At 45.8% G+C, this 24,957-nt stretch carries 41 protein-coding genes; 7 read left to right on the top strand and 34 right to left on the bottom strand.

Translation table 11 applies throughout. The annotated features are described in order from the left end of the window. Positions 1 to 95 precede the first annotated feature (95 nt). Genes C2758_RS00480 through aroB form a run of 3 tightly spaced genes read left to right on the top strand, consistent with a single transcriptional unit; the run spans position 96 to position 2,689 of the window. Positions 96 to 1,061 (top strand): secretin and TonB N-terminal domain-containing protein, encoded by a 966-nt coding sequence (locus C2758_RS00480; RefSeq protein WP_215328373.1) that lies wholly within the window; start codon positions 96 to 98, stop codon positions 1,059 to 1,061. Positions 1,062 to 1,073: 12 nt separating this feature from the next. Then, on the top strand, positions 1,074 to 1,598 hold the full coding sequence (locus C2758_RS00475; protein ID WP_305849020.1) for a shikimate kinase: 525 nt from the start codon (positions 1,074 to 1,076) through the stop codon (positions 1,596 to 1,598). 8 nt (positions 1,599 to 1,606) lie between these two features. Beyond that, positions 1,607 to 2,689, top strand: a complete 1,083-nt coding sequence (aroB, locus tag C2758_RS00470) for a 3-dehydroquinate synthase (protein ID WP_215328371.1) — start codon at positions 1,607 to 1,609, stop codon at positions 2,687 to 2,689. A gap of 11 nt (positions 2,690 to 2,700) precedes the next feature. On the opposite strand, the gene cyaY is transcribed toward aroB, so the two are convergent. Beyond that, complete coding sequence (gene cyaY / locus C2758_RS00465) at positions 2,701 to 3,129, bottom strand: iron donor protein CyaY (RefSeq protein WP_251369208.1); 429 nt, start codon at positions 3,127 to 3,129, stop codon at positions 2,701 to 2,703. A 2-nt stretch (positions 3,130 to 3,131) separates the two neighbouring features. Here cyaY and C2758_RS10675 point away from each other — a divergent pair, with 2 nt between their 5' ends. Further along, the gene (locus C2758_RS10675) at positions 3,132 to 3,323 is read left to right on the top strand and encodes a lipoprotein (protein WP_371817703.1); all 192 of its coding nucleotides are present in this window, start codon (positions 3,132 to 3,134) and stop codon (positions 3,321 to 3,323) included. Further along, positions 3,320 to 4,618: a diaminopimelate decarboxylase gene (gene lysA, locus C2758_RS00460; protein WP_215328369.1), complete on the top strand. Its 1,299-nt coding sequence runs from the start codon at positions 3,320 to 3,322 to the stop codon at positions 4,616 to 4,618. Before C2758_RS10675 ends, lysA begins: the two co-directional genes overlap by 4 nt. 80 nt (positions 4,619 to 4,698) lie before the next feature. Here lysA and C2758_RS00455 read toward each other — a convergent pair whose 3' ends face one another. Further along, positions 4,699 to 5,424, bottom strand: coding sequence for a cytochrome c (locus C2758_RS00455; protein WP_215328367.1), 726 nt, complete (start codon positions 5,422 to 5,424; stop codon positions 4,699 to 4,701). A gap of 114 nt (positions 5,425 to 5,538) precedes the next feature. Here C2758_RS00455 and yihA point away from each other — a divergent pair, with 114 nt between their 5' ends. Next, the gene (gene yihA, locus C2758_RS00450) at positions 5,539 to 6,204 is read left to right on the top strand and encodes a ribosome biogenesis GTP-binding protein YihA/YsxC (RefSeq protein WP_215326136.1); all 666 of its coding nucleotides are present in this window, start codon (positions 5,539 to 5,541) and stop codon (positions 6,202 to 6,204) included. Positions 6,205 to 6,211: 7 nt separating this feature from the next. Continuing rightward, on the top strand, positions 6,212 to 7,207 hold the full coding sequence (gene hemB / locus C2758_RS00445) for a porphobilinogen synthase (protein WP_215329972.1): 996 nt from the start codon (positions 6,212 to 6,214) through the stop codon (positions 7,205 to 7,207). An 11-nt stretch (positions 7,208 to 7,218) separates the two neighbouring features. On the opposite strand, the gene dsbD is transcribed toward hemB, so the two are convergent. From dsbD to tuf, 32 genes are all read right to left on the bottom strand, one after another. Further along, positions 7,219 to 8,895, bottom strand: coding sequence for a protein-disulfide reductase DsbD (gene dsbD, locus C2758_RS00440; RefSeq protein ID WP_215328365.1), 1,677 nt, complete (start codon positions 8,893 to 8,895; stop codon positions 7,219 to 7,221). 4 nt (positions 8,896 to 8,899) lie between these two features. After that, positions 8,900 to 9,232 (bottom strand): divalent-cation tolerance protein CutA, encoded by a 333-nt coding sequence (gene cutA / locus C2758_RS00435; RefSeq protein WP_215328363.1) that lies wholly within the window; start codon positions 9,230 to 9,232, stop codon positions 8,900 to 8,902. A 68-nt stretch (positions 9,233 to 9,300) separates the two neighbouring features. Next, a complete protein-coding gene (gene rplQ, locus C2758_RS00430; protein WP_215328361.1) occupies positions 9,301 to 9,693 on the bottom strand; it encodes a 50S ribosomal protein L17 in 393 nt (130 codons plus the stop codon). Between the two features lie 16 nt (positions 9,694 to 9,709). Continuing rightward, positions 9,710 to 10,690: a DNA-directed RNA polymerase subunit alpha gene (gene rpoA, locus C2758_RS00425; RefSeq protein ID WP_215328360.1), complete on the bottom strand. Its 981-nt coding sequence runs from the start codon at positions 10,688 to 10,690 to the stop codon at positions 9,710 to 9,712. Positions 10,691 to 10,713: 23 nt separating this feature from the next. Next, positions 10,714 to 11,337 (bottom strand): 30S ribosomal protein S4, encoded by a 624-nt coding sequence (gene rpsD, locus C2758_RS00420; RefSeq protein WP_088526686.1) that lies wholly within the window; start codon positions 11,335 to 11,337, stop codon positions 10,714 to 10,716. 118 nt (positions 11,338 to 11,455) lie between these two features. Next, on the bottom strand, positions 11,456 to 11,863 hold the full coding sequence (rpsK, locus tag C2758_RS00415; RefSeq protein ID WP_011901923.1) for a 30S ribosomal protein S11: 408 nt from the start codon (positions 11,861 to 11,863) through the stop codon (positions 11,456 to 11,458). 18 nt (positions 11,864 to 11,881) lie between these two features. Continuing rightward, complete coding sequence (gene rpsM, locus C2758_RS00410; RefSeq protein WP_015420253.1) at positions 11,882 to 12,247, bottom strand: 30S ribosomal protein S13; 366 nt, start codon at positions 12,245 to 12,247, stop codon at positions 11,882 to 11,884. A 24-nt stretch (positions 12,248 to 12,271) separates the two neighbouring features. Further along, a complete protein-coding gene (gene rpmJ / locus C2758_RS00405; protein WP_012357167.1) occupies positions 12,272 to 12,388 on the bottom strand; it encodes a 50S ribosomal protein L36 in 117 nt (38 codons plus the stop codon). A gap of 35 nt (positions 12,389 to 12,423) precedes the next feature. Next, complete coding sequence (gene infA / locus C2758_RS00400; RefSeq protein ID WP_015420252.1) at positions 12,424 to 12,642, bottom strand: translation initiation factor IF-1; 219 nt, start codon at positions 12,640 to 12,642, stop codon at positions 12,424 to 12,426. A 4-nt stretch (positions 12,643 to 12,646) separates the two neighbouring features. Further along, the gene (secY, locus tag C2758_RS00395) at positions 12,647 to 13,984 is read right to left on the bottom strand and encodes a preprotein translocase subunit SecY (protein ID WP_215328359.1); all 1,338 of its coding nucleotides are present in this window, start codon (positions 13,982 to 13,984) and stop codon (positions 12,647 to 12,649) included. 17 nt (positions 13,985 to 14,001) lie between these two features. After that, positions 14,002 to 14,442 (bottom strand): 50S ribosomal protein L15, encoded by a 441-nt coding sequence (rplO, locus tag C2758_RS00390; RefSeq protein WP_215328358.1) that lies wholly within the window; start codon positions 14,440 to 14,442, stop codon positions 14,002 to 14,004. Between the two features lie 27 nt (positions 14,443 to 14,469). Then, the gene (gene rpmD / locus C2758_RS00385) at positions 14,470 to 14,658 is read right to left on the bottom strand and encodes a 50S ribosomal protein L30 (protein WP_046329387.1); all 189 of its coding nucleotides are present in this window, start codon (positions 14,656 to 14,658) and stop codon (positions 14,470 to 14,472) included. A gap of 24 nt (positions 14,659 to 14,682) precedes the next feature. Beyond that, positions 14,683 to 15,201, bottom strand: a complete 519-nt coding sequence (rpsE, locus tag C2758_RS00380; RefSeq protein ID WP_215328357.1) for a 30S ribosomal protein S5 — start codon at positions 15,199 to 15,201, stop codon at positions 14,683 to 14,685. Between the two features lie 18 nt (positions 15,202 to 15,219). Further along, the gene (gene rplR / locus C2758_RS00375) at positions 15,220 to 15,573 is read right to left on the bottom strand and encodes a 50S ribosomal protein L18 (protein WP_046329386.1); all 354 of its coding nucleotides are present in this window, start codon (positions 15,571 to 15,573) and stop codon (positions 15,220 to 15,222) included. A gap of 13 nt (positions 15,574 to 15,586) precedes the next feature. Next, the gene (rplF, locus tag C2758_RS00370; RefSeq protein WP_215328356.1) at positions 15,587 to 16,120 is read right to left on the bottom strand and encodes a 50S ribosomal protein L6; all 534 of its coding nucleotides are present in this window, start codon (positions 16,118 to 16,120) and stop codon (positions 15,587 to 15,589) included. 10 nt (positions 16,121 to 16,130) lie between these two features. Beyond that, positions 16,131 to 16,526 carry a 30S ribosomal protein S8 gene (gene rpsH, locus C2758_RS00365; protein WP_015420245.1) on the bottom strand — a complete coding sequence of 132 codons (396 nt, stop codon included), beginning with the start codon at positions 16,524 to 16,526 and terminating at the stop codon, positions 16,131 to 16,133. Between the two features lie 24 nt (positions 16,527 to 16,550). Continuing rightward, positions 16,551 to 16,856, bottom strand: a complete 306-nt coding sequence (gene rpsN, locus C2758_RS00360) for a 30S ribosomal protein S14 (protein ID WP_015420244.1) — start codon at positions 16,854 to 16,856, stop codon at positions 16,551 to 16,553. Positions 16,857 to 16,865: 9 nt separating this feature from the next. Next, positions 16,866 to 17,408, bottom strand: coding sequence for a 50S ribosomal protein L5 (rplE, locus tag C2758_RS00355; RefSeq protein WP_215328355.1), 543 nt, complete (start codon positions 17,406 to 17,408; stop codon positions 16,866 to 16,868). A 16-nt stretch (positions 17,409 to 17,424) separates the two neighbouring features. Next, complete coding sequence (gene rplX / locus C2758_RS00350) at positions 17,425 to 17,733, bottom strand: 50S ribosomal protein L24 (RefSeq protein ID WP_215328353.1); 309 nt, start codon at positions 17,731 to 17,733, stop codon at positions 17,425 to 17,427. A 9-nt stretch (positions 17,734 to 17,742) separates the two neighbouring features. After that, positions 17,743 to 18,111 carry a 50S ribosomal protein L14 gene (rplN, locus tag C2758_RS00345; RefSeq protein ID WP_015420241.1) on the bottom strand — a complete coding sequence of 123 codons (369 nt, stop codon included), beginning with the start codon at positions 18,109 to 18,111 and terminating at the stop codon, positions 17,743 to 17,745. Positions 18,112 to 18,296: 185 nt separating this feature from the next. Then, positions 18,297 to 18,566 carry a 30S ribosomal protein S17 gene (gene rpsQ / locus C2758_RS00340; protein WP_046329381.1) on the bottom strand — a complete coding sequence of 90 codons (270 nt, stop codon included), beginning with the start codon at positions 18,564 to 18,566 and terminating at the stop codon, positions 18,297 to 18,299. A 12-nt stretch (positions 18,567 to 18,578) separates the two neighbouring features. Next, positions 18,579 to 18,773, bottom strand: a complete 195-nt coding sequence (rpmC, locus tag C2758_RS00335; protein WP_015420239.1) for a 50S ribosomal protein L29 — start codon at positions 18,771 to 18,773, stop codon at positions 18,579 to 18,581. A 14-nt stretch (positions 18,774 to 18,787) separates the two neighbouring features. After that, a complete protein-coding gene (gene rplP, locus C2758_RS00330) occupies positions 18,788 to 19,201 on the bottom strand; it encodes a 50S ribosomal protein L16 (protein WP_088526677.1) in 414 nt (137 codons plus the stop codon). Positions 19,202 to 19,203: 2 nt separating this feature from the next. Then, entirely contained in the window at positions 19,204 to 20,025 is an 822-nt protein-coding gene (gene rpsC / locus C2758_RS00325) for a 30S ribosomal protein S3 (protein WP_215308688.1), read from the bottom strand. Positions 20,026 to 20,033: 8 nt separating this feature from the next. After that, positions 20,034 to 20,366 carry a 50S ribosomal protein L22 gene (rplV, locus tag C2758_RS00320; RefSeq protein WP_205621309.1) on the bottom strand — a complete coding sequence of 111 codons (333 nt, stop codon included), beginning with the start codon at positions 20,364 to 20,366 and terminating at the stop codon, positions 20,034 to 20,036. Positions 20,367 to 20,373: 7 nt separating this feature from the next. Continuing rightward, a complete protein-coding gene (gene rpsS / locus C2758_RS00315) occupies positions 20,374 to 20,652 on the bottom strand; it encodes a 30S ribosomal protein S19 (protein ID WP_046329379.1) in 279 nt (92 codons plus the stop codon). A gap of 19 nt (positions 20,653 to 20,671) precedes the next feature. Beyond that, a complete protein-coding gene (gene rplB / locus C2758_RS00310; protein ID WP_215305633.1) occupies positions 20,672 to 21,502 on the bottom strand; it encodes a 50S ribosomal protein L2 in 831 nt (276 codons plus the stop codon). Between the two features lie 2 nt (positions 21,503 to 21,504). Beyond that, the gene (gene rplW / locus C2758_RS00305) at positions 21,505 to 21,819 is read right to left on the bottom strand and encodes a 50S ribosomal protein L23 (protein ID WP_076024545.1); all 315 of its coding nucleotides are present in this window, start codon (positions 21,817 to 21,819) and stop codon (positions 21,505 to 21,507) included. Next, positions 21,816 to 22,436, bottom strand: coding sequence for a 50S ribosomal protein L4 (gene rplD / locus C2758_RS00300; protein WP_215328351.1), 621 nt, complete (start codon positions 22,434 to 22,436; stop codon positions 21,816 to 21,818). Before rplD ends, rplW begins: the two co-directional genes overlap by 4 nt. Positions 22,437 to 22,447: 11 nt before the next feature. Beyond that, the gene (gene rplC, locus C2758_RS00295) at positions 22,448 to 23,104 is read right to left on the bottom strand and encodes a 50S ribosomal protein L3 (RefSeq protein ID WP_215329970.1); all 657 of its coding nucleotides are present in this window, start codon (positions 23,102 to 23,104) and stop codon (positions 22,448 to 22,450) included. Positions 23,105 to 23,301: 197 nt separating this feature from the next. After that, positions 23,302 to 23,613, bottom strand: a complete 312-nt coding sequence (gene rpsJ / locus C2758_RS00290; RefSeq protein WP_011901899.1) for a 30S ribosomal protein S10 — start codon at positions 23,611 to 23,613, stop codon at positions 23,302 to 23,304. A 126-nt stretch (positions 23,614 to 23,739) separates the two neighbouring features. Next, positions 23,740 to 24,930, bottom strand: coding sequence for an elongation factor Tu (gene tuf, locus C2758_RS00285; RefSeq protein ID WP_215328337.1), 1,191 nt, complete (start codon positions 24,928 to 24,930; stop codon positions 23,740 to 23,742). Positions 24,931 to 24,957: the final 27 nt, after the last annotated feature.

Genomic DNA, 24,957 nt, shown 5'->3' with positions numbered 1-24,957 from the left:
TGTTGCTCAATTCAGCGCAAGGAAATCTTCCTGAAACAAGTCCCCCAAGCACTCTTAAGGAGAGTCGCATTAGCCTTCAATTTAGCCAAATTGAAATGACTGAACTTTTGCAGGTTTTGGCCAAAATGGGGGATACCAACTTCCTCCTCAGTGAATCTATTCAGGGCAAAATCTCAGTCGACCTCAAGGACACCCCCTGGCAAACTGTCCTCCATTCCATATTGGCTAGCCGAGGATTGCGCCTTGTCCGCAATGACGATATTTACTGGATTGGTCCTCATGCAGAAATTCAAAGTTTTCAAAAATTTCGTCGGGAGGATGCTGCCCTCCCTTTTGGAGGCGATCACATTAATAGCCCTCGCCAGATTCTGATTGAAGCTCGCATTGTCGAAGCTGATCAGCGTTTTGCCCGTGAACTTGGCGTGAAGTTGGGATTTCAAGCCAATGGTATTGGCAATCATCCAGACCAAAGCGCAAGCGCAAACCTTGATCTCTCGGGCACTGGCTTGGCTGGATTCAACCCAGCCACCTTGGCTGCCACTCTGGTATCCAAGAATGCGGCCCGACTCTTGCAAATGGAGCTCTCAGCACTCGAGTCCGATGGCCAGGGCAAGATTCTCTCGAACCCCCGCATCATGACTGGCGATCAGGTTAAAGCCACGATTGAGCAAGGAACTGAACTACCCTACCAAGTCAGCTCTCAGAGCGGGAGCAAATTGCAGTTTCGTAAAGCCAATTTACGCCTCGAAGTCTTACCCAAGATTCATCCTGATGGAAAGATCTCCATGTTGGTGGGGATCAATAAAGACACCATTGGCATGAAAACTGAACAGGGCTATGCGATTGACACTAAAAATCTCAGCTCTGAGGTCACAGTTGAAAATGGGGGTACGGCCATTATTGGAGGCATCTTTCAAACCACTGAACGCGATGACGAGATCAAAGTGCCACTCCTAGGCGATATTCCATTGATCGGGCATTTATTTCGCCATAAATCCAAATTGGCAGATAAAACTGAACTATTAGTCTTCTTAACCCCCACCGTGCTAGACAAACACTAATAAAATCACAAGGTGAACTCTTCATCCAACAATATCTTTCTCATTGGCCTCATGGGCGCTGGGAAGTCGACCGTCGGTAAATTGCTAGCTAAGAAATTGGGGCGTCGCTTTTTAGATGCTGACCATGTGATTGAAGATCGTTGTGGGGTCAAGATTCCCGTCATCTTCGAAATGGAAGGTGAAGATGGCTTTCGCAAGCGTGAGGCTCAGGCTATCAAGGACATCACCGCCGAACATGATGTCATTTTGGCAACTGGTGGCGGCGCTGTACTTCTGTCTGAGAATCGTCAGCTCCTCGGCGAAAGAGGAACAGTGATTTATCTCCACGCCAATCCCATGGAGCTGTGGCATCGCACTAAAGGTGGTGAAGGTAGGCCCCTACTCAAGAATGGCGATGCAAAAAAGATTCTAGAAAATCTCTACGCTATTCGCGATCCTTTGTATCGCGAAATCGCTGACTACGTTATTGAGACCGGAAAACCCAGCGTCAATCAGCTAGTCAATACTTTAATCATGCAACTCGAACTCTCCGCATAAATTTATCTATGAAAACATTAGAAGTTGATCTAGGCAATCGTAGCTACCCCATTCATATTGGTACAGATTTAATCGATCAAACAGAATTATTTAGCGCCTGTGAAAAATCAACATCGATTTATATTGTGACTAATACGACTGTTGCCCCTTTATATGCAGAGCGTCTCACCAAGACTTTAGAGAAACTAGGCAAGCCTGTCAGAACGATTGTCTTGCCTGACGGCGAGTCTTATAAAGACTGGAAAAATCTTCAGTTAATTTTTGATGACCTCCTCAAGTTTGGCGCTGATCGTCAAACTATGTTGGTAGCTTTAGGTGGTGGCGTAATTGGAGATATGACTGGCTTTGCTGCTGCCAGCTTTATGCGCGGCATTCGTTTTATTCAAGTCCCAACAACTTTGCTGGCTCAGGTGGACTCCTCTGTTGGTGGCAAGACGGGTATTAACCATCCGCTCGGAAAAAACATGATCGGGGCTTTTCATCAGCCAGCAGCGGTTATTGCCGATCTCATTACTTTGAGGACCTTACCCGCACGCGAACTCTCTGCTGGCCTGGCTGAAGTGGTTAAGCATGGTGCGATTGCAGATGCTGAGTTCTTAAGCTGGATTGAAGCAAATGCAAAGGCATTGCTAGCCTGCGATACCGAAGCAATGGCACATGCAGTGCTGCGATCTTGCGAAATTAAATCAGCCGTAGTGTCAGCCGATGAAAGAGAAGGTGGTATTCGTGCCACATTGAATTTCGGGCATACCTTTGGCCATGCAATCGAAGCAGGTATGGGCTATGGAGAGTGGTTGCATGGTGAAGCGGTTGGCTGTGGCATGGTCATGGGAGCAGACCTCTCAAGACGCCTGAATTTCATCACTCAAGATGAGGCCAACCGTCTCACTCAAATCATTCTGTCCATGAATTTGCCGATTGCACCACCCAAGTTTGGCGCACAGCGTTATATGGAATTAATGCAAGTAGATAAAAAGACTGAGGGCGGACAAATCCGCTACGTCGTTTTAGAAAAGATTGGTAAAGCCCAAATTAAAAGCGTTCCCGATGCTCAGGTTATCGAAACCCTAACAGCGACCGGGGCAGCTTAATCCTGGTTTACTTATTTCTGAAGTAGGTCAATAGTGATCGTTTGGCCTGCTTGAGCACTAGCAAATTCTGATAAATCGCCTAGTATTTCGCGCCCAGTTTTGGTATCCAGCCACAGTGGGGAAGCTAAAGTACCCGCCCAACGGTAGTGATAACCGCCAGATTTAGCCGCTACCCATATCTCGTGAAGAGGGGGCTGGGTGTTGACTACTATCACGCTGCGATCTCTGAACCGAATATTGATCACGTTCCCACCCTGGCGCTCCACATCCAGATCGAGGTCTAGCGCATCGTCTGCGGCTTCTAGGGCTACTTCTATCGACTCCAATAAATTACTACCCAACTGATGAAATTGCTTATCGTCAATCGTTTCTACAGTTAAATTACCTGGCTTCATATTAGAGTCCTGCATGCTATATTCAATCATTCGTTTTAGAGACATTCATGATAGCGATTCTTAAAAGAACTCTTGGTATTGGCCTTCTAATATCCCTTGTTGGATGTGGGGTTAGAGGGCCCCTATATTTACCAAATGTGCCGCCAGCACCTAGTCCTCCTGCTGAGCCAGAGCCTAAAGGCAAGCTCTATCCACACCAAAGCCCTGTTACAACTAACCCATCACCAGCCAAGCAATGACAAGTAAAGCGATCCCACTCCCCGACTTAGCTGGATTTACAGAACGAAATGGCACTTGGTATGCAGAGGAAATCCCGCTTTCAGATTTGGCAAAAGAATTTGGCACTCCACTCTATGTGTACAGCAAAAAAGCATTAACCGAGGCTTATCAGGCCTACGACAAAGCTTGCGTAGATTCCTCTGGCAAAAGACGAGCTCGCGTTCACTATGCGATGAAGGCGAATAGCAACTTAGCAGTGATTGATTGCTTTAAAAAATTAGGCTCTGGCTTTGACTTAGTCAGCGGTGGTGAATTAGCACGCGCCCTTGCTATTGGCGCAGATCCAAAAAGTTTAGTGTTTGCAGGTGTTGGTAAATCTGCTCATGAAATTACGCAGGCCTTGAAAGCCGGCGTTAAATGTATCAATGTAGAGTCGATTGCAGAGCTCCACCAAATTAATCGGGTTGCCACTCAGCTCAATTGCCGTGCCCCAGTTTCTTTGCGCGTGAATCCCGATGTCGATGCTCAAACGCATCCATACATTTCTACTGGATTAAAAGGCAATAAATTTGGTATCGCTTATCACGAGGTTTTAAAAACATATCGTGAAGCTGCATTACTGTCACAAATTGATGTGGTTGGCATTGACTGCCATATTGGCTCACAAATCACTAACACGGCGCCCTATCTTGATGCGCTTGATAAAGTACTTGAGCTAGTGACTCAATTGAAAAAAGAAGGTATTGAAATCCACCACCTTGATTTAGGAGGAGGCCTTGGTATTTCTTATGGCGACGACAACCCACCTGATATTACTGAGTTCACTAACACCCTACTCAATCGTGTTGCGGAACGTGGTTTTGGGCATCTCGATATAGTCTTAGAGCCTGGCAGATCCTTAGTGGGTAATGCTGGTGTGCTCTTGACCCAAGTGGAATACCTCAAGCCCGGGGCTGAGAAGAACTTTTGTATTGTGGATGCAGCAATGACAGAGTTGATGCGACCAGCGCTCTACGAGGCTTATCACGGGATCGTTCCAGTACAAACTAAGCAAGTTGCAAGTTCGACTTATGACGTCGTCGGACCCGTATGTGAATCTGGTGATTGGCTTGGAAGAGATCGTCAGCTTGCGGTTGAAGAAGGTGATCTGCTGGCTATCCTATCTGCTGGTGCCTATGGATTTGTGATGGCATCTAATTACAACACCAGACCAAAACCTGCAGAGATCATGGTGGATGGTAAGAACGTCTATGTGATTCGTAAACGAGAAAACATTGCCGATCTATTTGCTAGTGAAACCACCTTGCCAGATTAAAGTAAGCTCCCTTGGTAAATTCTAGGGAATAAAAAACCCCGCTACATCAGCGGGGTTTTTGTTTTGCACTGAAGCAATGATTAATGCAAGCCTGCCATGTAATCAGAAACAGCTTTCATCTCTTGATCAGAAAGTTTCGTAGCAATTGATGTCATCTGAGTGCTATTTTTACGAGTGCCTTCACGGAAATTGACTAACTGATTGTAGGAATATTCAGCCCACTGTCCACCTTGGCGTGGATATTGCGCAGGGATACCTGCACCATTAGGGCTGTGGCAGCCAGCGCAGGCTGGAACACCCTTCGATGCAATACCGCCACCATAAATACTCTTACCTAATGTAAGAGCATCTTTGCTTTGGGCAACACCCTGAGATGGAGCCTGCTGAGACAGGAAAGTGCCGATGTTAATCATATCTTGCTCATTCAAAGGCATTGACATGCCCATCATGATGGCATTAGCCCTAGTGCCTTCTTTAAAGTTCTTCAACTGTTTTGCAGTGTATGCAGCATGTTGGGCTGATAACTTGGGCCAAGTAGCTACAGCACTCTGACCCTTAGGGCCATGACATGTAATACACGCTACAACTCCGCGAGTTGCATCTCCAGCGTTATAGAGTGTTTCACCGGCAGCGACATCCACTTTTGGCTTAGCTGGGGCAGCAGCCTTTGCCTCTGCAGCTGGCGCCATAGGTGCTGGATCAGCGGCAAGAGCTTGTGGCGCAAGACCGCTTAGAGCAAACATAGACAGGACTGCAAAGCCAGCGCGTAAGCTAGTTAATTTGGAGATTTGAGGGGTTTGACGCATTATGTTTACCTTGGCAAAAATTCTTAAAAATGTTTGGGCCCTTCTTTTTACAACTTTCACCCGACATTATGAGATATTTATTGATTTTGCGTGATTTTACAATAGCTTCTGGACATGTCTAAACTCTTTCAAGCCCGCTTTGCGACCACAGTCAATGATACCCATTGCCTGCCTGCCACTCCGCTCCGAGAAGTTGCTTTTGCTGGGCGCTCCAATGCGGGTAAATCCAGCGCAATTAATGTACTTTGCAACCAAAAACGCCTTGCTTTTGCCAGTAAAACGCCTGGGCGCACCCAGCACATTAACTATTTTGGCCTTTTTGCAAAAGACGATCTCTTAGCCTATTTGGTGGATTTGCCTGGCTATGGCTATGCCGCCGTCAATCATGAGACCAAGTACCACTGGAATGCCCTTCTGAGCGATTACCTGCAAGAGCGGGAGCAACTGGTAGGCATGGTGCTGATTGTGGACTCTAGGCGCGGCATTACTGAACTGGACGAACAAATGATTCAGTGGTTCGTCCCAACCGGCAAACCCATTCATATTTTGCTCAGTAAGTGCGACAAGCTCAATAAAAGTGAGTGTAAGCATGCCTTAGAAGCGGTACGCAAACAATTACAACAATATGATCCAGCGCTGCCTGATGGCAATGGTGATTCCAAGAAACTTACGGCACAATTATTCTCAAGCACCAAGCGTATTGGCCTTGAAGAGGCCGACAATATTGTTATTCAATGGTTATTTGCAGCGGAGACTCAAGAAGATGAAATCACAAGCTAACTCTATATTGAGCTTTCCGGCTCATCGCCCTCGCCGTATGCGACGCGATGATTGGTCACGTCGCCTCATGCAAGAAAATCAACTCAGTGCAAGCGACCTAATTTATCCAATATTTTTACTCGAGGGTACAAATCAATCTCAGGCCGTTGCTTCTATGCCTGGGGTTACTCGCGTATCACTCGATTTACTTTTTAGCGTTGCTGAGGAATGTGTCTCCTTAGGAATTCCGGTGTTGGCAATCTTTCCGGTGATTGATGCTTCCCTCAAAACACCTGATGGCAAAGAAGCGTTTAATCCGAATGGCTTAGTTCCAAACGCAGTGCGCGAGCTCAAGAAACGCTTCCCTAATTTAGGCATCATGACCGATGTAGCACTTGACCCGTACACAAGCCATGGTCAAGATGGCGTACTAGATGATCAAGGTCGCATCCTGAATGATGAGACAACGGCAATCTTGGTTCAACAAGCTGTTGCTCAAGCACAAGCTGGTGTTGATATTGTTGCACCATCGGACATGATGGATGGTCGTATCGGAAAAATTCGCGCAGCCTTAGAGCAAAAGAATCTGATTCATACCCGCATCATGGCTTATTCAGCTAAGTATGCGTCCGCTTTTTATGGCCCCTTTCGTGATGCAGTAGGTTCAGCAAAAAATTTAGGTAAGGCTGACAAAAAAACTTACCAAATGGATTGCGCTAATACCAATGAGGCTTTGAGGGAGGTTGCTCTAGATATTAGCGAAGGTGCTGACATGGTAATGGTTAAACCTGGCATGCCTTACCTAGACATCGTTCGCAGAGTGCGCGATGAATTTAACTACCCAACTTACGCCTATCAGGTGAGTGGTGAGTTCGCCATGCTCAAAGCTGCCGCACAAAATGGCTGGCTTGATCATGATGCTGTAATGATGGAGTCCTTGCTCGCCTTTAAGCGTGCTGGTGCCGATGGCATCTTGACCTATTTTGCACTTGAAGCTGCGCGCTTAATCAAAGCAAGCAAATAATCTGTGCTGATTTAGTTTCCTAATACTTTTTTCAAGCGCTCGACAAAACGTTGTGGCGGCATATAGCCAATTACCCGTTGATCCTTTAACTCTTCAGAATTCAGATCAAAGATCAAAATTCCAGGTGGGCCAAATAATTCAAAGCGTTTTAGCAAAGCCTGATTCTCGACACTATTCTTTGTTACATCCGCCTGCAGTAAAACAAATTTCTGTAGCTCGTCATTCACTGCGGGATTGGCAAACGTGTTGACCTCCATCTCCTTGCAAGAGATGCACCAGTCTGCATAAAAATCTAAGAGCACTAACTTCTTTTGCTCTTTTGCTTTGGATAAAAATTGGTCTAATTGCGCACTAGAGTCAATCACGACAAAACTAGCTGCTCCAATCTGATGTTGTCGCTGACCATTGACTACCGTCTTGCTTCCCGCTTCTCCGCTGCTACTTTGTATTAGCGGTGAAGCAATCCATGCCGCAGTAGCAACCAATAAAACACCCAATGTTCTTTGTAACCAAACCATCCAAATGCCAGTGGATGGAATTAAGATGCGAGCCTCAATGGCAATAAAGAAAAGCGGCAATCCCATGCCTAAAGCCATTACAAAAAGGAGTCCTGCCCCCAAACTCATTGAACCTGTTTGAGCAATAAAGGCGAGCACTCCAGCTAAGGGAGCGGTAATACAAGGACTGGCAACTAATGTTGAAATTCCACCTAAAGCAAAGGCGCCCGCAAAGCTACCGCCCTTGTGACGCCCCGCCAATTGGTCCACCTTTTGCTGCCATGAGTGTGGCATTCTGAGCTCGTATAGACCAAATAAACTCCCCGATAGGGCCAATAGCAGCAATGCAAACCCAATCAGCGCTGCAGGGCTTTGTAGGGCTCTTTGAACGCTACTCCCTAGCGCAGCCATCAAGACCCCTGCCAAGGCGTAGACGCAGGCCATCCCAAGCACATAGGCCGCCGCCAAGAGGCTCGCACGTCCCTTAGCAATGGATTGCTTGCCCTGCGCTCCAAAGACGATGCTCGATAAAATAGGCAACATGGGAAGTACGCAAGGTGTAAAAGCTAAAGCCAAACCCAGAATGAAGAAGGCCAAGAATAAATATGCTGTGGGAGTGCTCTCTAAAAAGCGACTTATGGCATTCACATCATCGCGCTCACGCCAGACATCCATCAAGCTAAATACTTTTTTTGAATTCTTGTTTGAATCAACTCCATCCAACACTTCTGGTATCGGCCGCGCCTTTACTCCGGGACCCGAAAGTAAAAATTTCAGGGTCATTGGTGGATAACAAATTCCTGCTTCGGCACAACCCTGCAATTCCAATTCCACGTAGAGTGGCTTTCCTATTTCAGCTTTTTTATCTAGTGTAATAAGAAATGCCTGTTTATAAACCTGCATTTTCTTTTGAAAAGTCTCATCAAACTTTTCGATGCCAGCTGGGAACGATGTCTTCACAAGCTCTAATTTATTCGGCTGAAAGCCTATCTTTAGATGGAGAGATTCCTGATAGATGTAGTAAGCCTTAGCCGGGAAAATTTCTATCTCGACATCATTTGTATTGGTCACCCATGTTGCTTCAGCCCGAAATGCTTGCTCGGGCTGAAGGAATTCCGGCGCTGCAAATACATTGCTAATAACTACAAGCAATGCAGCAGCTAGAGGAATAAATTTACTAAGGAGTCTCATAGAACTACTTTACCTCGGACGCTACCCATTTGCCATAATGCGCCTCATATTTTTCGAGTACATACGCAATCACCTCAGGTAAATCATAAGGGTGATGCCTTTTGATGAAACTAGAAATATCAATCCATTTATCTGCCATTGTTTTTGCCGACAGTAGAACTTCCTTGCCTTCGCAAATCTTGCCATCCCACCGGTAGATGGAATGCACGCCCTCTTGGATTTGTACACAGGCAGCCAGATGGCCTTCAATCAATTGATGTGCCATTTTCTTTGCATCCTGAAGGGATGCAAAAGTGGTGACAATAATCAATAACTCAGTAGATTTATTAGAGATCATGACGTATTTATAACCGTATAAATGAAAAAAGCCAGACCGAAGCCTGGCTTTGAATCTTGCTAAAAGGCTTAAGCCTCTTGAGCTACTGCTGTTTCTTCAACTTCTGGACGATCTACCAACTCAACCAAAGCCATTGGTGCATTGTCACCATGACGGAAACCGAACTTCAAAATACGAAGGTAGCCACCTGGACGAGTTGCGTAACGTGGGCCGAGCTCTGTGAAGAGTTTGGTCACGATATCGCGATCACGTGTGCGATTGAATGCTAAGCGACGGTTTGCTAAGTTATCTTTTTTACCCAAGGTAATCAAAGGCTCAACAACCATGCGCAATTCTTTTGCTTTTGGCAAAGTGGTTTTAATCACTTCGTGCTCCAAAAGAGAATTAGACATGTTGCGCAGCATCGCCAAGCGATGTGATGATGTTCTGTTTAGTTTGCGTAAGCCGTTTCCGTGACGCATGATACTTCCTTTCTAATTATTTCTCGAGGTTAGCTGGAGGCCAGCTTTCGAGTTTCATGCCAAGACTTAAGCTACGAGCCGCCAATACATCTTTGATTTCATTCAAAGACTTACGACCCAAATTAGGCGTCTTCAACAATTCATTCTCTGTACGTTGAATTAAGTCACCGATGTAGTAAATGTTCTCAGCCTTCAAGCAGTTTGCAGAGCGCACTGTGAGTTCGAGATCATCAACCGGACGCATCAACATTGGATCAACCATTGAAGAGCGGCTTGGCGCGAGATCACCAGAAACTTCGCTGCTTTCGAGGGCCGCGAATACAACTAACTGATCAACCAAAATGGTAGCTGCTTGACGAATTGCTTCTTCAGGAGACAACACACCATTAGTTTCAATAGTCATTACTAGACGATCTAGGTCGGTACGTTGCTCAACACGAGCAGACTCAACAGCATAACTAACACGGCTTACTGGGCTAAATGAGGCATCCAACACGATACGACCAATGATCTTGGTAGTTTCGTCTTGGTATTGACGCATATTGCCTGGTACATAGCCACGGCCTTTTTCAACCTTGATCTGCATATCTAACTTGCCACCAGCTGACAAGTGAGCGATAACGTGATCAGGATTAATGATTTCTACATCATGCGGCAAGTCGATATCTTTTGCAGTAACTACGCCTGGACCTTCTTTACGCAAATTAATGGTCACTTCATCACGTGACTGCAACTTAAACACGATACCTTTGAGGTTCAATAACAGGTTAACCACATCCTCTTGAACGCCATCTAATGTGGAGTACTCATGAACAACACCGGCAATTGCTACTTCAGTTGGTGCATAACCAACCATCGAGGACAATAAAACACGACGTAATGCATTTCCGAGTGTGTGGCCATAGCCACGCTCGAACGGCTCCATAACAACCTTAGCTTGGTTGGCAGTAAGCGCTTCAACAGAAATAATTTTTGGCTTGAGCAAATTTGTTTGCATATTTTTTCCTTGAGAGTGCCTAATTAGCGTGAATACAATTCGACGATCAAACTTTCATTAATTTCGCCGCTAATGTCTTCACGGTCAGGCACCTGCTTAAATGTTCCCTCCAGCTTCGCCGCATCGACTGATACCCAGCCAACCGCTGCCATCTGCTGAACCAAATTGAGTGATTCTGAAATACGTGTTTGCTTCTTCGCTTTTTCACGGATCGCAACTACATCACCAGGTTTGACCTGAATTGATGGAATATTTACTGGGCTACCGTTGAGCAAAATTGCGCAATGGGAAACCAATTGACGCGCTTCAGCACGAGTAGAACCAAAGCCCATACGATAAACAACGTTATCAAGACGTGATTCCAACAACTGAAGTAATGTTGAGCCAGTATTGCCCTTACGACGCTCAGCTTCAGCGAAATAACGACGGAACTGACGCTCTAAAATTCCGTACATACGCTTCACCTTTTGCTTTTCACGCAATTGATTACCGTAATCGGATGTTCTTGAGCCAGATGTACGGCCATGTTGACCAGGCTTAGTATCTAACTTGCACTTGTCTGACAGGGCGCGACGTGCGCTCTTTAAAAATAAGTCGGTACCTTCCCGACGTGCTAATTTGGCCTTAGGCCCTAAGTAACGTGCCACGATGCTTTCCTTTCTTTGCCGCAGTCTTACGACTGACGGTGAGTTCACCCTTTAATTCAGATGAACAGTGGGCTTTAATAAAAAACTACTAAAACTGTTGTACTGCCAACATCCAAGCTTAGATACGACGACGCTTAGGAGGACGGCAACCATTGTGTGGAACTGGAGTTACGTCTTGAATTTCTGTGATCTTGATGCCCAAAGAATTCAATGCACGAACTGCTGATTCACGACCTGGGCCCGGACCCTTGATCTGAACTTCTAAGTTTTTGATTCCGCACTCAACGGCAGCTTTACCTGCTACTTCTGCCGCTACCTGAGCAGCAAAAGGTGTTGATTTACGTGAGCCCTTGAAGCCCTGGCCACCAGATGTTGCCCATGAAAGCGCATTACCTTGGCGATCAGTGATCGTAATAATCGTGTTGTTAAAAGAAGCGTGAACGTGTGCAATGCCGTCAGCAACGTTCTTTTTAACCTTCTTGCGTGCACGCTGTGAAGCTGCAGAAGCGGATTGTTGTTTTGCCATGTCAATAAACTTTCTTGATTATTTCTTGAGTTGCACGCCAGACTTACGTGGGCCCTTGCGAGTACGCGCATTAGTCTTCGTACGTTGACCACGCACAGGCAAGCCCTTACGATGACGAACGCCGCGGTAGCAGCCTAGGTCCATCAAACGCTTGATGCTCATCGTTACTTCACGACGAAGGTCACCTTCAGTAATAAATTTACCTACTTCATCACGCAACTTTTCCAAGTCACCGTCAGTAAGATCTTTAACTTTTTTGTCAATAGCAACACCTGTGGTTTCACAAATTTTGCGAGCACGAGTTGTGCCAATGCCAAAAATTGCTGTTAAACCGATAACAGTATGTTGATGATTTGGGATGTTTACCCCAGCGATACGTGCCATGAGATTTCCTCTTAATTAACCAGATCAGCCTTGACGCTGCTTATGACGTGCGTCTGAAGAACAGATCACGCGAACAACGCGTTTGCGCTTAATGATCTTGCAATTTCTGCAAATACACTTAACGGATGCTAAAACTTTCATAACTCACCTCTAAAAAAATATGTACTACTCAATCTTTACTTCGCTCGGAAAATGATTCTGGCGCGCGTCAGGTCGTAAGGAGTCATCTCCACCGTCACCTTATCTCCTGGCAGGATACGGATGTAATGCATCCTCATCTTTCCAGAAATGTGCCCTAGAACCACATGTCCGTTCTCTAGCTTCACGCGAAACATTGCGTTCGGCAAATTCTCAATAATTTCTCCCGCCATCTGAATTACATCGTCTTTAGACATTCAGTTAAGCGCCCATCTTAAAGTTAGCTTTTTTCATCAAAGAACCATACTGTTGTTGCATTACGAATGACTGAACTTGAGCCATGAAATCCATTGCAACAACTACAATAATCAACAATGAAGTACCACCAAAATAGAATGGGACGTTGTACTTCAACACTAAAAATTCTGGCAACAAACATACCAAAACCATATAAATTGCACCTGCCAATGTCAAACGAACTAAGATCTTGTCGATATATCGACCTGTTTGATCGCCAGGACGAATACCAGGAACAAAAGCGCCACTCTTCTTTAAGTTATCTGCAGTATCACGGCTATTGAAAACCAATGCTGTATAGAAAAAGCAGAAGAAAATAATCGCTGCCGCATACAAGATTGTGTAGACAGGCTGACCTGGGGCTAATGTTGCTGCCAAGTCTTTGATCACCTTACTAAACATATTAGTTGGCTCGCCTGACGTAAACCAGCCAGCAATAGTTGCAGGGAACAAAATAATGGATGAAGCAAAAATTGGAGGAATAACGCCGGCCATATTTAACTTCAATGGGAAGTATGAAGATTGACCGCCATAAACCTTATTACCAACTTGACGCTTTGCGTAGTTCACCAAAATTCGGCGCTGACCGCGCTCTACAAATACGACAAAATAAGTCACTGCAATACAGATCACCACAATAAGCAATGCAGATAGAATATTCATTGAACCAGTGCGAACTAACTCAAGCAAGCTACCGATTGCAGTTGGCAGGCCAGAAACAATGCCGCCGAAAATAATGATGGAGATACCGTTACCAAGACCACGCTCAGTAATTTGCTCACCAAGCCACATAAGGAACATCGTGCCAGTAACTAAAGTTACAACTGTGTTGAGCTCAAAGATCAGGCCAGGGTTAATAACCAAACCTGGTTGGGCTTGTAACGCAACTGAAATACCTAAAGCCTGGAATGTCGCCAAGAGCACAGTGCCATAACGGGTGTATTGCGTAATCTTGCGCTGACCTGCTTGGCCTTCTTTTTTCAAAGACTCCAAAGTAGGCACAACAATCGTCATCAACTGCATGATGATTGAGGCAGAGATATAAGGCATGATTCCCAAAGCAAAAACTGTGAAGCGGGATAGCGCACCACCTGAGAACAGGTTGAACATACCCAAAATACCGTCTTTTTGCCCTGCAAATAATTGTGCTAATTGGTCTGGGTCAATACCTGGTACTGGGATGTGCGCACCCAAACGGAACACGAGCAAAGCTAAAACCAGGAATATCAAGCGTTGGCGTAATTCGCCAAACTTGTTTCCTGATTGAGCAATACTTGCTGCGTTAGTGGGTGCGAGTGCCATTATTTGCTAAAAACTAATTAAACCAAGTCAACCAATTTGCCGCCAGCCGCTTCAATAGCTGCTTTCGCGCCTGCAGTTGCTGTAATACCCTTAAGAGTTACAGCAATAGTCAGCTCACCAGTCTTAATCACTTTTACTGAATTAATCTGCTCACCAGCAAAACCGTGAGCTCTCAAAACCAATAGATCCACTTCTGGTAGATTAATTTTTGCTAAGTCGTTCAAAGTAATTTGACCAACATGACGACGTGTCAAGGACACGAAACCACGTTTTGGTAAACGACGATACATCGGCATCTGTCCGCCTTCGAATCCCACTTTGTGGAATCCGCCTGAACGTGACTTCTGACCTTTGTGACCACGACCAGCAGTTTTTCCAAGACCAGAACCGATACCGCGACCTACGCGACGACGATTTTTATTGGAGCCCGGTGCGGGTTTGAGTGTATTGAGTTGCATATTCTTCGCCTATTTACTTGCTAGTTATTAGCCAACGACTTTAACTAGATAAGAAACTTTATTAATCATTCCGCGAACAGCTGGTGTGTCTTCCAATTCTGAAACAGAATTAATACGACGCAGACCTAAGCCGCGAACAGTTGCACGATGGCTTTCGCGTGTGCCGATCAAGCTGCGTACTAATTGCAGTTTGACTTTAGAGTTAGTTGTTGTCATTTATAGATTCCTAATCTTTTGGTCTTAGCCGAGAATCTCTTCAACTGACTTACCGCGCTTAGCAGCAATCTCAGCAGGAGTACTCATCTTGCTCAAACCATTAATCGTTGCACGAACCAAGTTGTAGGGGTTTGTAGAGCCGAGTGACTTAGCCACTACGTTCGTTACGCCCATCACATCAAAAATAGCGCGCATTGGGCCGCCGGCAATGATTCCAGTTCCATCTTTTGCTGGAGAGATCAAAACACGTGAAGCGCCATGTTGTCCAGTAACAGTATGTTGCAAAGTGCCCTTACGTAAGGAGACCTTGATCATCTTGCGACGTGCTTCGTCCATTGCCTTTTGAACAGCAACTGGAACTTCTTTTGACTTGCCTTTACCCATACCGATACGACCATCGCCATCGCCAACTACAGTGAGTGCAGCGAAGCCGAGAATACGACCGCCCTTAACCACTTTAGTTACACGATTTACAGCGATCATCTTCTCGCGAAGACCGTCATCACGCTCTTCGTTTTGCATCTTAGTTTGCATTTTTGCCATGTTTTTTCCTAAACCCTATTAGAACTTCAGGCCGGCTTCACGCGCAGCTTCAGCTAAGGCCTTAATACGGCCGTGGTAACGATGACCGGAACGATCAAAAGCAACATCAACAATGCCTGCCTTAACAGCACGCTCAGCAACTAACTTGCCGATTTGTTTAGCCGCTTCAGCGTTGCCGCCGTTTTTGATCGCTTGGCGCAAATCTTTTTCCATTGTTGAAGCAGCTGCTACAACTTTGGTTCCGCATGGGCTATAAACCTGCGCAGAAATATGTGTATTGCTACGGATAACTGTTAAGCGATTTGCCAATGCTTCGGCAATGCGAATACGAGTCTGCCTAGCACGTCTTTGTCTGGATTCGTCTTTATTCATTTTCTAATCTCGCTTACTTCTTCTTAGTTTCTTTCAGGTGCACAACCTCATCCACGTAGCGAACGCCTTTGCCCTTGTATGGCTCTGGTGAACGGTATGCGCGAACTTCAGCTGCAACCTGGCCAACTTGCTGCTTGTTGGAACCTTTAATAATGATTTCAGTTTGAGTTGGGGTCTCAGCTTTTACGCCCTTTGGCAGGTTGTAAATAATGTCGTGTGAGAAACCTAACTGCAATTTCAATGAATCGCCTTGGGCAGCAGCACGGTAACCAACGCCTACCAAGCTGAGCTTGCGCTCAAAGCCAGCAGTTACGCCAACAACCATGTTGTTTACCAAAGCGCGGGCTGTACCTGACTGTGCACCAGCTTCTGGTGTGTTGTTGTTTAAAACAACTGTCAATACGCTGTCTTCTTGTTTTAAACCAACAGAAGGATGCAAGTTATGTGTCAAAGTGCCCAATGGGCCCTTAACAGTAATGTTTGCACCGTTGATGCTGATTTCAGCGCCCTTAGGGACTGGAATAGGTGATTTACCAACGCGGGACATATTTCTCTCCTTACGCGACGTAGCAAATAACTTCGCCACCAACGCCGTTTGCACGTGCTTTGCGGTCTGTCATTACGCCTTGTGGGGTTGAAATAATTGCAATACCCAAGCCATTCATTACTTCAGGAATGTCGTGGCGGCCTTTGTAGATACGTAGACTTGGTGTAGAAACACGGTCAATACGCTCAATAACAGGACGGCCTGCGTAGTATTTGAGTTCAATGTGTAGCACTGGCTTAGCTGCTTCACCTTTGATTTCAAAACTATCGATATAACCTTCATCCTGCAAGACTTTTGCAATAGCTACTTTAACTTTTGACGACGGCATCAAGACTACGGGTTTCTGCACTGCTTGCGCATTGCGGATCCTTGTCAACATGTCGGCGATTGGATCGCTGATACTCATGAGTTCTCCTAATTCTTTCGCCGCTTACCAGCTGGCCTTGGTTAAACCGGGGATTTCGCCACGAAAGGCGATTTCACGAATTTTGCTACGCGCTAAACCAAACTTACTGAATACACCGCGCGGACGACCGGTTAATGAACAACGATTTCTTTGACGAATCGGGCTTGCGTTACGTGGAAGTGCCTGTAGCTTCAAGCGAGCCTCATAGCGCTCTTCATCACTGCGTGATTGATCAGCGATGATTGCTTTGAGTTCTGCACGCTTTACAGCGTACTTCTCTACAGTTTTTGCGCGCTTATTCTCGCGCTCAATTAGGGATAGTTTTGCCACGTTAGCCTCTTAATTGCGGAAAGGGAATTTGAACGCTGCTAACAAAGCTTTTGCTTCTTCGTCAGTCTTAGCGGTCGTCGTAATACTAATGTTGAGGCCACGGAGGGCATCAATTTTGTCGTATTCGATCTCAGGGAAAATGATTTGCTCTTTAACGCCAATGTTGTAGTTACCACGGCCGTCAAATGCCTTGCCGGAAATTCCGCGGAAGTCACGTACGCGTGGCAAAGCAACAGTCACGAAACGGTCTAAGAATTCGTACATGCGTGCGCCACGCAATGTCACCATGGCACCGATTGGGTAACCTTGACGAATCTTGAAACCAGCAATCGCTTTTTTAGCTTTTGTCACAACTGGCTTTTGACCTGCTACTTTAGTCAAATCACCAACTGCATTTTCGATAATTTTCTTATCGTTCACTGCATCGCCCAAGCCCATATTCAGGGTTACCTTAGTGATACGTGGAACTTCCATGATTGACTTGTAGCCAAACTTGGTCATTAAATCAGCAACAACTTTTGCTTGATAGTGTTCTTGAAAACGTGTACTCATAATTTCTCCGTGCCCCTTATGCGCTTAAAGTTGCGCCAGTGGTTTTGAGGAAACGTTGCTTTTTACCGTCCACGAGTTTGATACCAACACGTGATGGTTTGCCGTTACCGTCAACCACAGCCACATTAGAAATGTGAACAGGCATCGTCTTGTCAATCATGCCGCCTGTAAGACCGGCCGCTGGATTTGGCTTAACGCTCTTTTTGTAAATATTTACGCCTTCGATCACTAATTTGTTCTCGAGGACGGCTGTAACAGTTCCTTGCTTGCCCTTATCGCGGCCAGTCAACAGAACCACTGAATCACCTTTACGAATCTTTTTCATATCAGCCTCTTAAATCACTTCGGGGGCGAGAGAAACGATCTTCATGAACTTTTCAGTACGCAATTCGCGTGTGACTGGTCCAAAGATACGTGTGCCAATTGGCTCTAACTTAGCGTTGAGCAATACCGCAGCGTTGCCATCGAACTTAATCAATGAACCATCTGGACGGCGTACACCTTTAGCGGTTCTCACCACTACGGCGTTATAAATGTCACCTTTTTTTACACGGCCACGTGGAGCGGCGGACTTAACAGTCACCTTAATGACATCACCGATACTGGCATAACGACGCTTAGAGCCGCCCAGTACCTTGATGCACAAAACTTCACTGGCGCCTGTGTTATCGGCGACCTGTAATCTACTTTCGGTCTGAATCATTTTTTAATCCCCAACTTGTTAGCCAAAGGCAAACAGTCTTGGTTCCGTCTATGGGCTTTAACGAAAGCTAAAACCCGGAATTAATGAAAAAACACTGCTTCCCCAATAAAACCAGAGAAGCCGACTATCATACTACGCAAAACGGGGACTTGGCAATAGATTTTGCCAAAATCCCTAACATTTCTTTAAATACCCTTTGACTCCTGAACTAAACGGGTCACCACCCAAGATTTAGTACGTGAAATTGGCCTAGATTCAGCAATTTCAACGGTATCACCCATCTTGTATTGACCAGCTTCGTCATGAGCGTGGTATTTTTTGGACTGTCCAACATATTTGCCATAAAGCGCATGTTTTACTTGACGCTCAACTAGCACAGTCACAGTTTTTTGCATTTTATCGCTAACGACACGACCCACTAGGGTGCGGCGCAAGGGTTTAGATAATTCCGTCATATCCCTTTTTCCTTATTTCTGTGCAGTTTTTTGAGTAATAAACGTCTTTACGCGAGCAATTTCACGCTTAGTCTTACCCAATTGGCTGGTATTTGTTAGTTGCTGAGTACCTTTTTGCATACGGAGCTTGAAGCTTGTCTTCAAGAGCTCTGTCAATTCTGCGTTCAAGGCAACCAGGTCTTTGGATGCTAATTCTGTCTTTTTCATAATTTCTATCCCGATCAACCTAAGTGGCGAATCACGAAAGTGGTTTGTAATGGCAACTTAGCAGCTGCAAGCTTGAAAGCTTCGCGCGCCAATGTTTCATCCACTCCATCCATCTCGTACAAAATCTTGCCAGGTTGAATTTCTGCTACGTAGTACTCTGGATTACCTTTACCGTTACCCATACGTACTTCAGCTGGCTTTTGTGAAATTGGCTTGTCTGGGAAAATACGAATCCAGATACGACCACCACGCTTAATGTGACGGGTCATTGCGCGACGTGCAGATTCAATCTGACGTGCAGTCAAACGACCACGGCCAATAGCTTTCAATCCAAAGTCACCAAAGGCTACTGAACTACCGCGTGTTGCCACGCCAGTGTTACGTCCCTTTTGCTCCTTGCGATACTTACGACGCTTTGGTTGTAGCATGCTTACTCTCCTGACTTCTGCGCTTCAGCACTTGCGGCTTCAACGGCTTTCGGTACACGCTTCACTGTTGGCTTAGCAGCAACCAAAGGCTTGCTGTCAGCTGCTGGTTTGCGTGCGGTTGTTTTCGCTGGTGCGCGACGCGGCTTCTTCTCATCAGCTACTGGCTCTGCTGTTACAGCTGGAGCATCAGCACCGCGACCTAATGTGTCGCCTTTGTAAACCCAAACTTTTACACCGATGATGCCGTATGTTGTTTCCGCTTCTGATGTAGCGTAATCAATATCAGCCTTCAATGTATGAAGTGGAACACGTCCTTCACGGTACCATTCGCGACGTGCAATTTCGGCACCGTTCAAACGACCAGAGGACATGATCTTGATTCCTTGTGCGCCAAGGCGCATTGCATTTTGCATTGCACGCTTCATTGCACGACGGAACATGATGCGCTTCTCTAACTGCTGAGTAATAGAATCAGCAATCAATTGTGCATCCACTTCAGGCTTACGAATTTCTTCGATATTCACGTGGACTGGAACGCCCATACGCTTTTGGAGTTCACGGCGGAGAACTTCAATATCTTCGCCTTTTTTACCGATCACAACACCTGGACGTGAGCTATAGATAGTAATACGTGCGTTCTTTGCAGGACGCTCGATGATTACCTTGCTAACAGATGCATTCTTTAATTTCTTTTTTAAATAGATGCGGACATCTACGTCCTCTTTGAGCATCTTTGCAAAGTCTGTATTGTTTGCATACCACTTTGATGTCCAGTTCTTCGTTACCGAGAGTCGGAATCCGGTTGGGTTTATCTTTTGTCCCATATCTTCCCTTAGTTACTCAAGGTCACGGTAATGTGACATGTTTGTTTTTCGATTTGATTGCCACGACCCTTAGCGCGTGCTGTGAAGCGCTTCAAGGAAGTACCCTTATCAACAATAATTGTTGAAACCTTGAGCTCATCAATATCAGCACCCTTATTGTGTTCAGCGTTGGCCATTGCGGACTCAACAACTTTCTTCACAATGAAGGCAGCTTTCTTGGGGCTGAAATTCAAAATGTTCAATGCGCGTGCAATCGGCAAACCACGAATCTGATCAGCGACCAAACGTGTCTTTTGCGCAGAAATGCGGGCGCCTTTGTGAATAGCTTTAACTTCCATCATCATCCCCTTACTTCTTCGTTACTTTCTTGTCAGCAGCGTGACCTTTGAAAGTACGGGTCAAGGCAAATTCGCCTAACTTATGACCCACCATGTTTTCTGATACATATACCGGAACGTGTTGACGACCGTTATGTACAGCAATCGTCAGACCAATAAAGTCTGGGAGGATTGTTGAACGGCGTGACCAAGTTTTAATCGGCTTTTTGTCTTTGTTGGCTTGTGCGACTTCAACTTTATTTACTAAGCTGGCTTCGCAAAATGGGCCTTTTTTAGCTGAACGTGTCATATCTATTTATCCTTATCGCTTAACGTTTTTGACGACGTTGAACGATCATCGAAGTTGTACGCTTATTGCGACGTGTACGATAACCTTTAGTTGGTGTGCCCCATGGGGAGACAGGTACACGGCCTTCGCCAGTTCTACCTTCACCACCACCGTGTGGGTGATCTACTGGGTTCATTGCCACACCGCGAACGGTTGGGCGAATACCACGCCAGCGATTTGCACCAGCTTTACCGATAACGCGCAAGCTGTGCTCTTCATTGCCAACTTCACCGATAGTAGCGCGACACTCGATCAAAATACGACGTACTTCACCAGAGCGCAAGCGCACCTGAGCGTATACACCTTCACGAGCTAATAACACTGCAGAACCACCGGCTGAACGTGCGATTTGAGCACCTTTACCTGGCAACATTTCTACACAGTGAATCGTGCTACCAACTGGAATGTTGCGAATTGGCAAATTGTTACCAGACTTGATTGGGGCTTCAGAGCCACTCATCAATGGTTGACCAACGGTCATACCTTTTGCAGCCAAAATATAGCGACGCTCACCATCAGCAAACACGATCAATGCAATATTTGCACTGCGGTTTGGATCGTATTCTAGGCGTTCTACTTTTGCTGGAATACCATCTTTGTCGTTGCGTTTGAAATCAACAACACGATAGTGATGCTTATGACCACCACCCTTATGACGGGTAGTGATGTGACCATTATTATTACGACCTGCTTTTTGGAACTGTGGCTCTACTAACGCTGCAAAAGGTTTACCTTTATGCAGGTCAGGATTGACCACCTTGACCATTGAGCGACGACCTGGTGAGGTCGGTTTTGTCTTCATCAAAGGCATGATTAATTCGCCTCCGCTTCAAAGTTAATTTCTTGACCTGGCTTCAAGCTAACGTAGGCCTTCTTAGTGTGGTCACGACGACCCTCAAATCGGCCATAGCGCTTTGGCTTACCTTTTTGATTGACGATTTGAACAGAGTCAACTTGCACTTTAAAGAGCAACTCAACTGCCTGTTTCACATCGCTTTTATTGGCGTCGCGTGTAACTTGGAATACCACTTGTTCGTTTTTCTCTGCAACCATAGTGGCTTTTTCAGAGATAACCGGTCCAAGCAGAACCTTCATCAAGCTGTGATCGTTTTTACGGACTTGGCTCATTTCAGCAACTCCTCAATTTTTGCGATCGCTGCTTTGCTTACCAATACTTTTTTGTATTGAACTAAAGCTAATGGATCAGCGTGCTGTGGCTCACATACAGCAACCTTATGCAAGTTGCGTGATGCCAAATACAAATTCTCGCTAACCTGATCAACGATGATCAAGACTGAATCCAAGCCCATTGCTTTAACTTTGTCAGCTAAAACTTTAGTTTTTGGAGCATCAAGAGTAAATTGGTCTACAACATTCAAACGACCTTCGCGAGCTAACTGAGACAAAATAGATCTCATACCGGCGCGGTACATTTTCTTGTTTACTTTTTGGCTGAAATTTTCTTCAGGTGAATTCGGGAATATACGACCACCTCCACGCCACAGCGGGGAAGAGCTCATACCAGCACGTGCACGACCAGTACCCTTTTGACGCCAAGGTTTTTTGGTTGTGTGCTTAACTTGCTCACGGTCTTTTTGTGCACGGTTACCGCTACGTGCATTCGCTTGGTAAGCCACAACAACTTGATGTACCAATGCTTCGTTATATTCGCGCTCGAATACTTCTGGTGAGGCTTGAACGCCTGCGCCTAAAGTTCCGTTGTCTTGGAGAAGCTTAAGTTCCATATTCGCTCTCCTTATTTCTTCTTCAACGGTGTCTTCACCGCTGGAGTAACAATCACTTTACCGCCTGGGGCACCTGGAATAGCGCCTTTAACCATGATGAGATTGCGTTCTGCATCAATGCGTGCGATGACTAAATTTTGAACAGTACGAGTTTCGTCACCAAGGTGGCCTGTCATGCGCTTACCTGGGAAAACACGACCTGGATCTTGCGCCATACCGATAGAACCTGGCACGTTATGTGAACGTGAGTTACCGTGTGACGCACGACCTGAAGCGAAGTGGTGGCGCTTGATGGTACCGGCGTAGCCTTTACCAATCGTTACACCTTGTACATCCACTTTTTGGCCAGCAGCAAATGCAGTGTCAGCAGGAATTACTTGTCCTGGTGCCATTTCTACGATTTTTGCAGCATCTAATTGGAATTCGTTGAGACCGTTACCAGCCATCACACCCGCTTTAGCGAAGTGACCAGCCATTGCTTTGGTAACGCGAGTAGCTCTACGTGTGCCATGTGCCAACTGGATAGCATCATAGCCATCAGTTGCCTGGGTCTTGATTTGAGCGATTCTGTTGTCGCTCACGTCAATTACGGTGACAGGAATTGCTTCCCCATCGTCCGTAAATAGACGGGTCATGCCGATCTTGCGACCGATTAAGCCTAAGCTCATATTCATGCTCCACGCCGACTTCGATTGGTCGGCAAAATTAATTTAAGTGATTTACAAGTAAAAGTACTTCTAAATCAATAAGTTACAACGTTTTTATTGCTGATAAAACCTTTAAATTCGCCCAAATAATTGAGCGAAGCCTTAGATTCTATCCCGAAAGGTCAGTCTTGGCAAGCGCTAAGACTGAAAATACTAAATTACTGCAACTTAATTTCGACGTCCACACCTGCTGGAAGATCTAATTTCATCAAGGCATCCACTGTTTTCTCTGTAGGATCCACGATATCCATCAAACGCAGATGGGTACGAATCTCTAACTGGTCACGTGAAGTCTTGTTTACGTGTGGTGAACGCAGAATGTCAAAGCGCTCGATACGGGTTGGCAAAGGTACTGGACCCTTAACAACTGCACCAGTGCGCTTAGCTGTATCAACGATTTCAGCTGCAGACTGGTCGATCAAACGGTAATCAAATGCTTTAAGACGAATACGAATTTTTTGGTTTTGCATATTAATTCCAAAGAGCGTTGTGGTGCTGCCACGTTATATTTCTAAAGAGCTCGGTGACATCAGCAGCACTGATGTCACCGGTTAGCAAACCGCTAAATAATATTTACTTCTACCGCTTTAAATCTATTAAGCCAAAATCTTAGCAACCACACCGGCGCCAACAGTACGGCCACCTTCGCGGATCGCAAAACGTAAACCTTCTTCCATCGCGATTGGCGCGATGAGTTTGACGGTAATCGTGACGTTATCACCAGGCATGACCATTTCTTTGTCTTTTGGCAACTCGATTGAACCAGTGACGTCCGTAGTGCGGAAGTAAAACTGGGGACGATAGTTGTTAAAGAATGGTGTATGACGACCACCTTCATCTTTACCCAAGATATACACCTCGGCTGTAAAGTGAGTATGTGGGGTGATTGAACCTGGCTTAGCCAATACTTGGCCGCGCTCAACTTCTTCACGTTTTGTACCGCGTAACAAGATACCGACGTTATCGCCTGCTTGACCTTGGTCGAGCAATTTGCGGAACATTTCAACACCAGTACAAGTGGTCTTGAGGGTTGGCTTGATACCGATAATTTCAATCTCTTCACCAACCTTAACGATACCGCGCTCGATACGGCCTGTTACAACAGTACCGCGACCGGAGATAGAGAACACGTCCTCTACTGGCATCAAGAACGCACCGTCAATTGCACGCTCTGGAGTTGGGATATAAGTATCTAATGCTTCAGCCAATTTCATGATGGCTTCTTTACCCATTGGGCCTTCGTCGCCTTCAAGCGCTAACTTAGCAGAACCTTGAATGATTGGGGTGTCATCGCCTGGGAAGTCATACTTAGATAAAAGCTCACGCACTTCCATTTCAACGAGCTCTAACAATTCAGCATCATCAACCATATCGCATTTGTTCAAGAACACCACGATGTAAGGAACACCTACTTGGCGTGCCAAGAGGATGTGCTCACGCGTTTGTGGCATTGGGCCGTCAGCTGCAGAGCAAACCAAAATAGCGCCGTCCATTTGAGCTGCGCCCGTAATCATGTTCTTGACGTAGTCAGCATGTCCTGGGCAATCAACGTGTGCGTAGTGACGATTGGCAGTCTCATACTCCACGTGCGCTGTATTAATCGTAATACCGCGTGCTTTTTCTTCTGGAGCAGCATCGATCTGATCGTATGCTTTTGCTTCGCCACCGAACTGCTTAGAGAGCACGGTTGCAATTGCAGCTGTCAAGGTAGTTTTACCGTGGTCAACGTGACCGATTGTGCCAACGTTTACGTGCGGTTTTGTCCGCTCAAACTTTTCTTTTGCCATTTTTTTGTCTGCCTTCTTTAGCTAGTC

It is taken from the genome of Polynucleobacter sp. AP-Sving-400A-A2 (genome assembly GCF_018688155.1).
GTDB lineage: Bacteria > Pseudomonadota > Gammaproteobacteria > Burkholderiales > Burkholderiaceae > Polynucleobacter.
The sequence above is the reverse complement of the archived record's forward strand: the minus strand, read 5'-3'. Positions and strand labels throughout refer to the sequence as shown.

Coding starts and splice junctions, on each gene's coding strand:
- rpsH (WP_015420245.1), bottom strand. CDS start 16,526: ATGAGTATCAGCGATCCAATCGCCGACATGTTGACAAGGATCCGCAAT.
- rplX (WP_215328353.1), bottom strand. CDS start 17,733: ATGAAAAAGATTCGTAAAGGTGATTCAGTGGTTCTGTTGACTGGCCGC.
- rpsK (WP_011901923.1), bottom strand. CDS start 11,863: ATGGCAAAACAACAATCCGCTTCTGCAGCTTCACAGCGTGCACGCAAG.
- rpmJ (WP_012357167.1), bottom strand. CDS start 12,388: ATGAAAGTTTTAGCATCCGTTAAGTGTATTTGCAGAAATTGCAAGATC.
- dsbD (WP_215328365.1), bottom strand. CDS start 8,895: ATGAGACTCCTTAGTAAATTTATTCCTCTAGCTGCTGCATTGCTTGTA.
- rpmD (WP_046329387.1), bottom strand. CDS start 14,658: ATGACAACAACTAACTCTAAAGTCAAACTGCAATTAGTACGCAGCTTG.
- lysA (WP_215328369.1), top strand. CDS start 3,320: ATGACAAGTAAAGCGATCCCACTCCCCGACTTAGCTGGATTTACAGAA.
- infA (WP_015420252.1), bottom strand. CDS start 12,642: ATGTCTAAAGACGATGTAATTCAGATGGCGGGAGAAATTATTGAGAAT.
- rplV (WP_205621309.1), bottom strand. CDS start 20,366: ATGATGGAAGTTAAAGCTATTCACAAAGGCGCCCGCATTTCTGCGCAA.
- secY (WP_215328359.1), bottom strand. CDS start 13,984: ATGGCACTCGCACCCACTAACGCAGCAAGTATTGCTCAATCAGGAAAC.
- rplN (WP_015420241.1), bottom strand. CDS start 18,111: ATGATTCAGACCGAAAGTAGATTACAGGTCGCCGATAACACAGGCGCC.
- rplF (WP_215328356.1), bottom strand. CDS start 16,120: ATGTCCCGCGTTGGTAAATCACCTATTCCAGTCCCTAAGGGCGCTGAA.
- rplD (WP_215328351.1), bottom strand. CDS start 22,436: ATGGAACTTAAGCTTCTCCAAGACAACGGAACTTTAGGCGCAGGCGTT.
- C2758_RS00480 (WP_215328373.1), top strand. CDS start 96: ATGACTGAACTTTTGCAGGTTTTGGCCAAAATGGGGGATACCAACTTC.
- rplC (WP_215329970.1), bottom strand. CDS start 23,104: ATGAGCTTAGGCTTAATCGGTCGCAAGATCGGCATGACCCGTCTATTT.
- rpsE (WP_215328357.1), bottom strand. CDS start 15,201: ATGGCAAAAATGCAAACTAAGATGCAAAACGAAGAGCGTGATGACGGT.
- rpmC (WP_015420239.1), bottom strand. CDS start 18,773: ATGAAAAAGACAGAATTAGCATCCAAAGACCTGGTTGCCTTGAACGCA.
- rpsQ (WP_046329381.1), bottom strand. CDS start 18,566: ATGACGGAATTATCTAAACCCTTGCGCCGCACCCTAGTGGGTCGTGTC.
- rplO (WP_215328358.1), bottom strand. CDS start 14,442: ATGCAACTCAATACACTCAAACCCGCACCGGGCTCCAATAAAAATCGT.
- aroB (WP_215328371.1), top strand. CDS start 1,607: ATGAAAACATTAGAAGTTGATCTAGGCAATCGTAGCTACCCCATTCAT.
- rpoA (WP_215328360.1), bottom strand. CDS start 10,690: ATGCAAACAAATTTGCTCAAGCCAAAAATTATTTCTGTTGAAGCGCTT.
- tuf (WP_215328337.1), bottom strand. CDS start 24,930: ATGGCAAAAGAAAAGTTTGAGCGGACAAAACCGCACGTAAACGTTGGC.
- cutA (WP_215328363.1), bottom strand. CDS start 9,232: ATGATCTCTAATAAATCTACTGAGTTATTGATTATTGTCACCACTTTT.
- rplW (WP_076024545.1), bottom strand. CDS start 21,819: ATGAGCCAAGTCCGTAAAAACGATCACAGCTTGATGAAGGTTCTGCTT.
- C2758_RS00455 (WP_215328367.1), bottom strand. CDS start 5,424: ATGCGTCAAACCCCTCAAATCTCCAAATTAACTAGCTTACGCGCTGGC.
- cyaY (WP_251369208.1), bottom strand. CDS start 3,129: ATGTCTCTAAAACGAATGATTGAATATAGCATGCAGGACTCTAATATG.
- rpsS (WP_046329379.1), bottom strand. CDS start 20,652: ATGACACGTTCAGCTAAAAAAGGCCCATTTTGCGAAGCCAGCTTAGTA.
- rpsC (WP_215308688.1), bottom strand. CDS start 20,025: ATGGGACAAAAGATAAACCCAACCGGATTCCGACTCTCGGTAACGAAG.
- rplE (WP_215328355.1), bottom strand. CDS start 17,408: ATGAGTACACGTTTTCAAGAACACTATCAAGCAAAAGTTGTTGCTGAT.
- rpsJ (WP_011901899.1), bottom strand. CDS start 23,613: ATGCAAAACCAAAAAATTCGTATTCGTCTTAAAGCATTTGATTACCGT.
- C2758_RS10675 (WP_371817703.1), top strand. CDS start 3,132: ATGATAGCGATTCTTAAAAGAACTCTTGGTATTGGCCTTCTAATATCC.
- rplB (WP_215305633.1), bottom strand. CDS start 21,502: ATGCCTTTGATGAAGACAAAACCGACCTCACCAGGTCGTCGCTCAATG.
- rplQ (WP_215328361.1), bottom strand. CDS start 9,693: ATGCGTCACGGAAACGGCTTACGCAAACTAAACAGAACATCATCACAT.
- rpsM (WP_015420253.1), bottom strand. CDS start 12,247: ATGGCACGTATCGCTGGGGTAAACATCCCAAATCATCAACATACTGTT.
- rplP (WP_088526677.1), bottom strand. CDS start 19,201: ATGCTACAACCAAAGCGTCGTAAGTATCGCAAGGAGCAAAAGGGACGT.
- rplR (WP_046329386.1), bottom strand. CDS start 15,573: ATGAATAAAGACGAATCCAGACAAAGACGTGCTAGGCAGACTCGTATT.
- yihA (WP_215326136.1), top strand. CDS start 5,539: ATGTCTAAACTCTTTCAAGCCCGCTTTGCGACCACAGTCAATGATACC.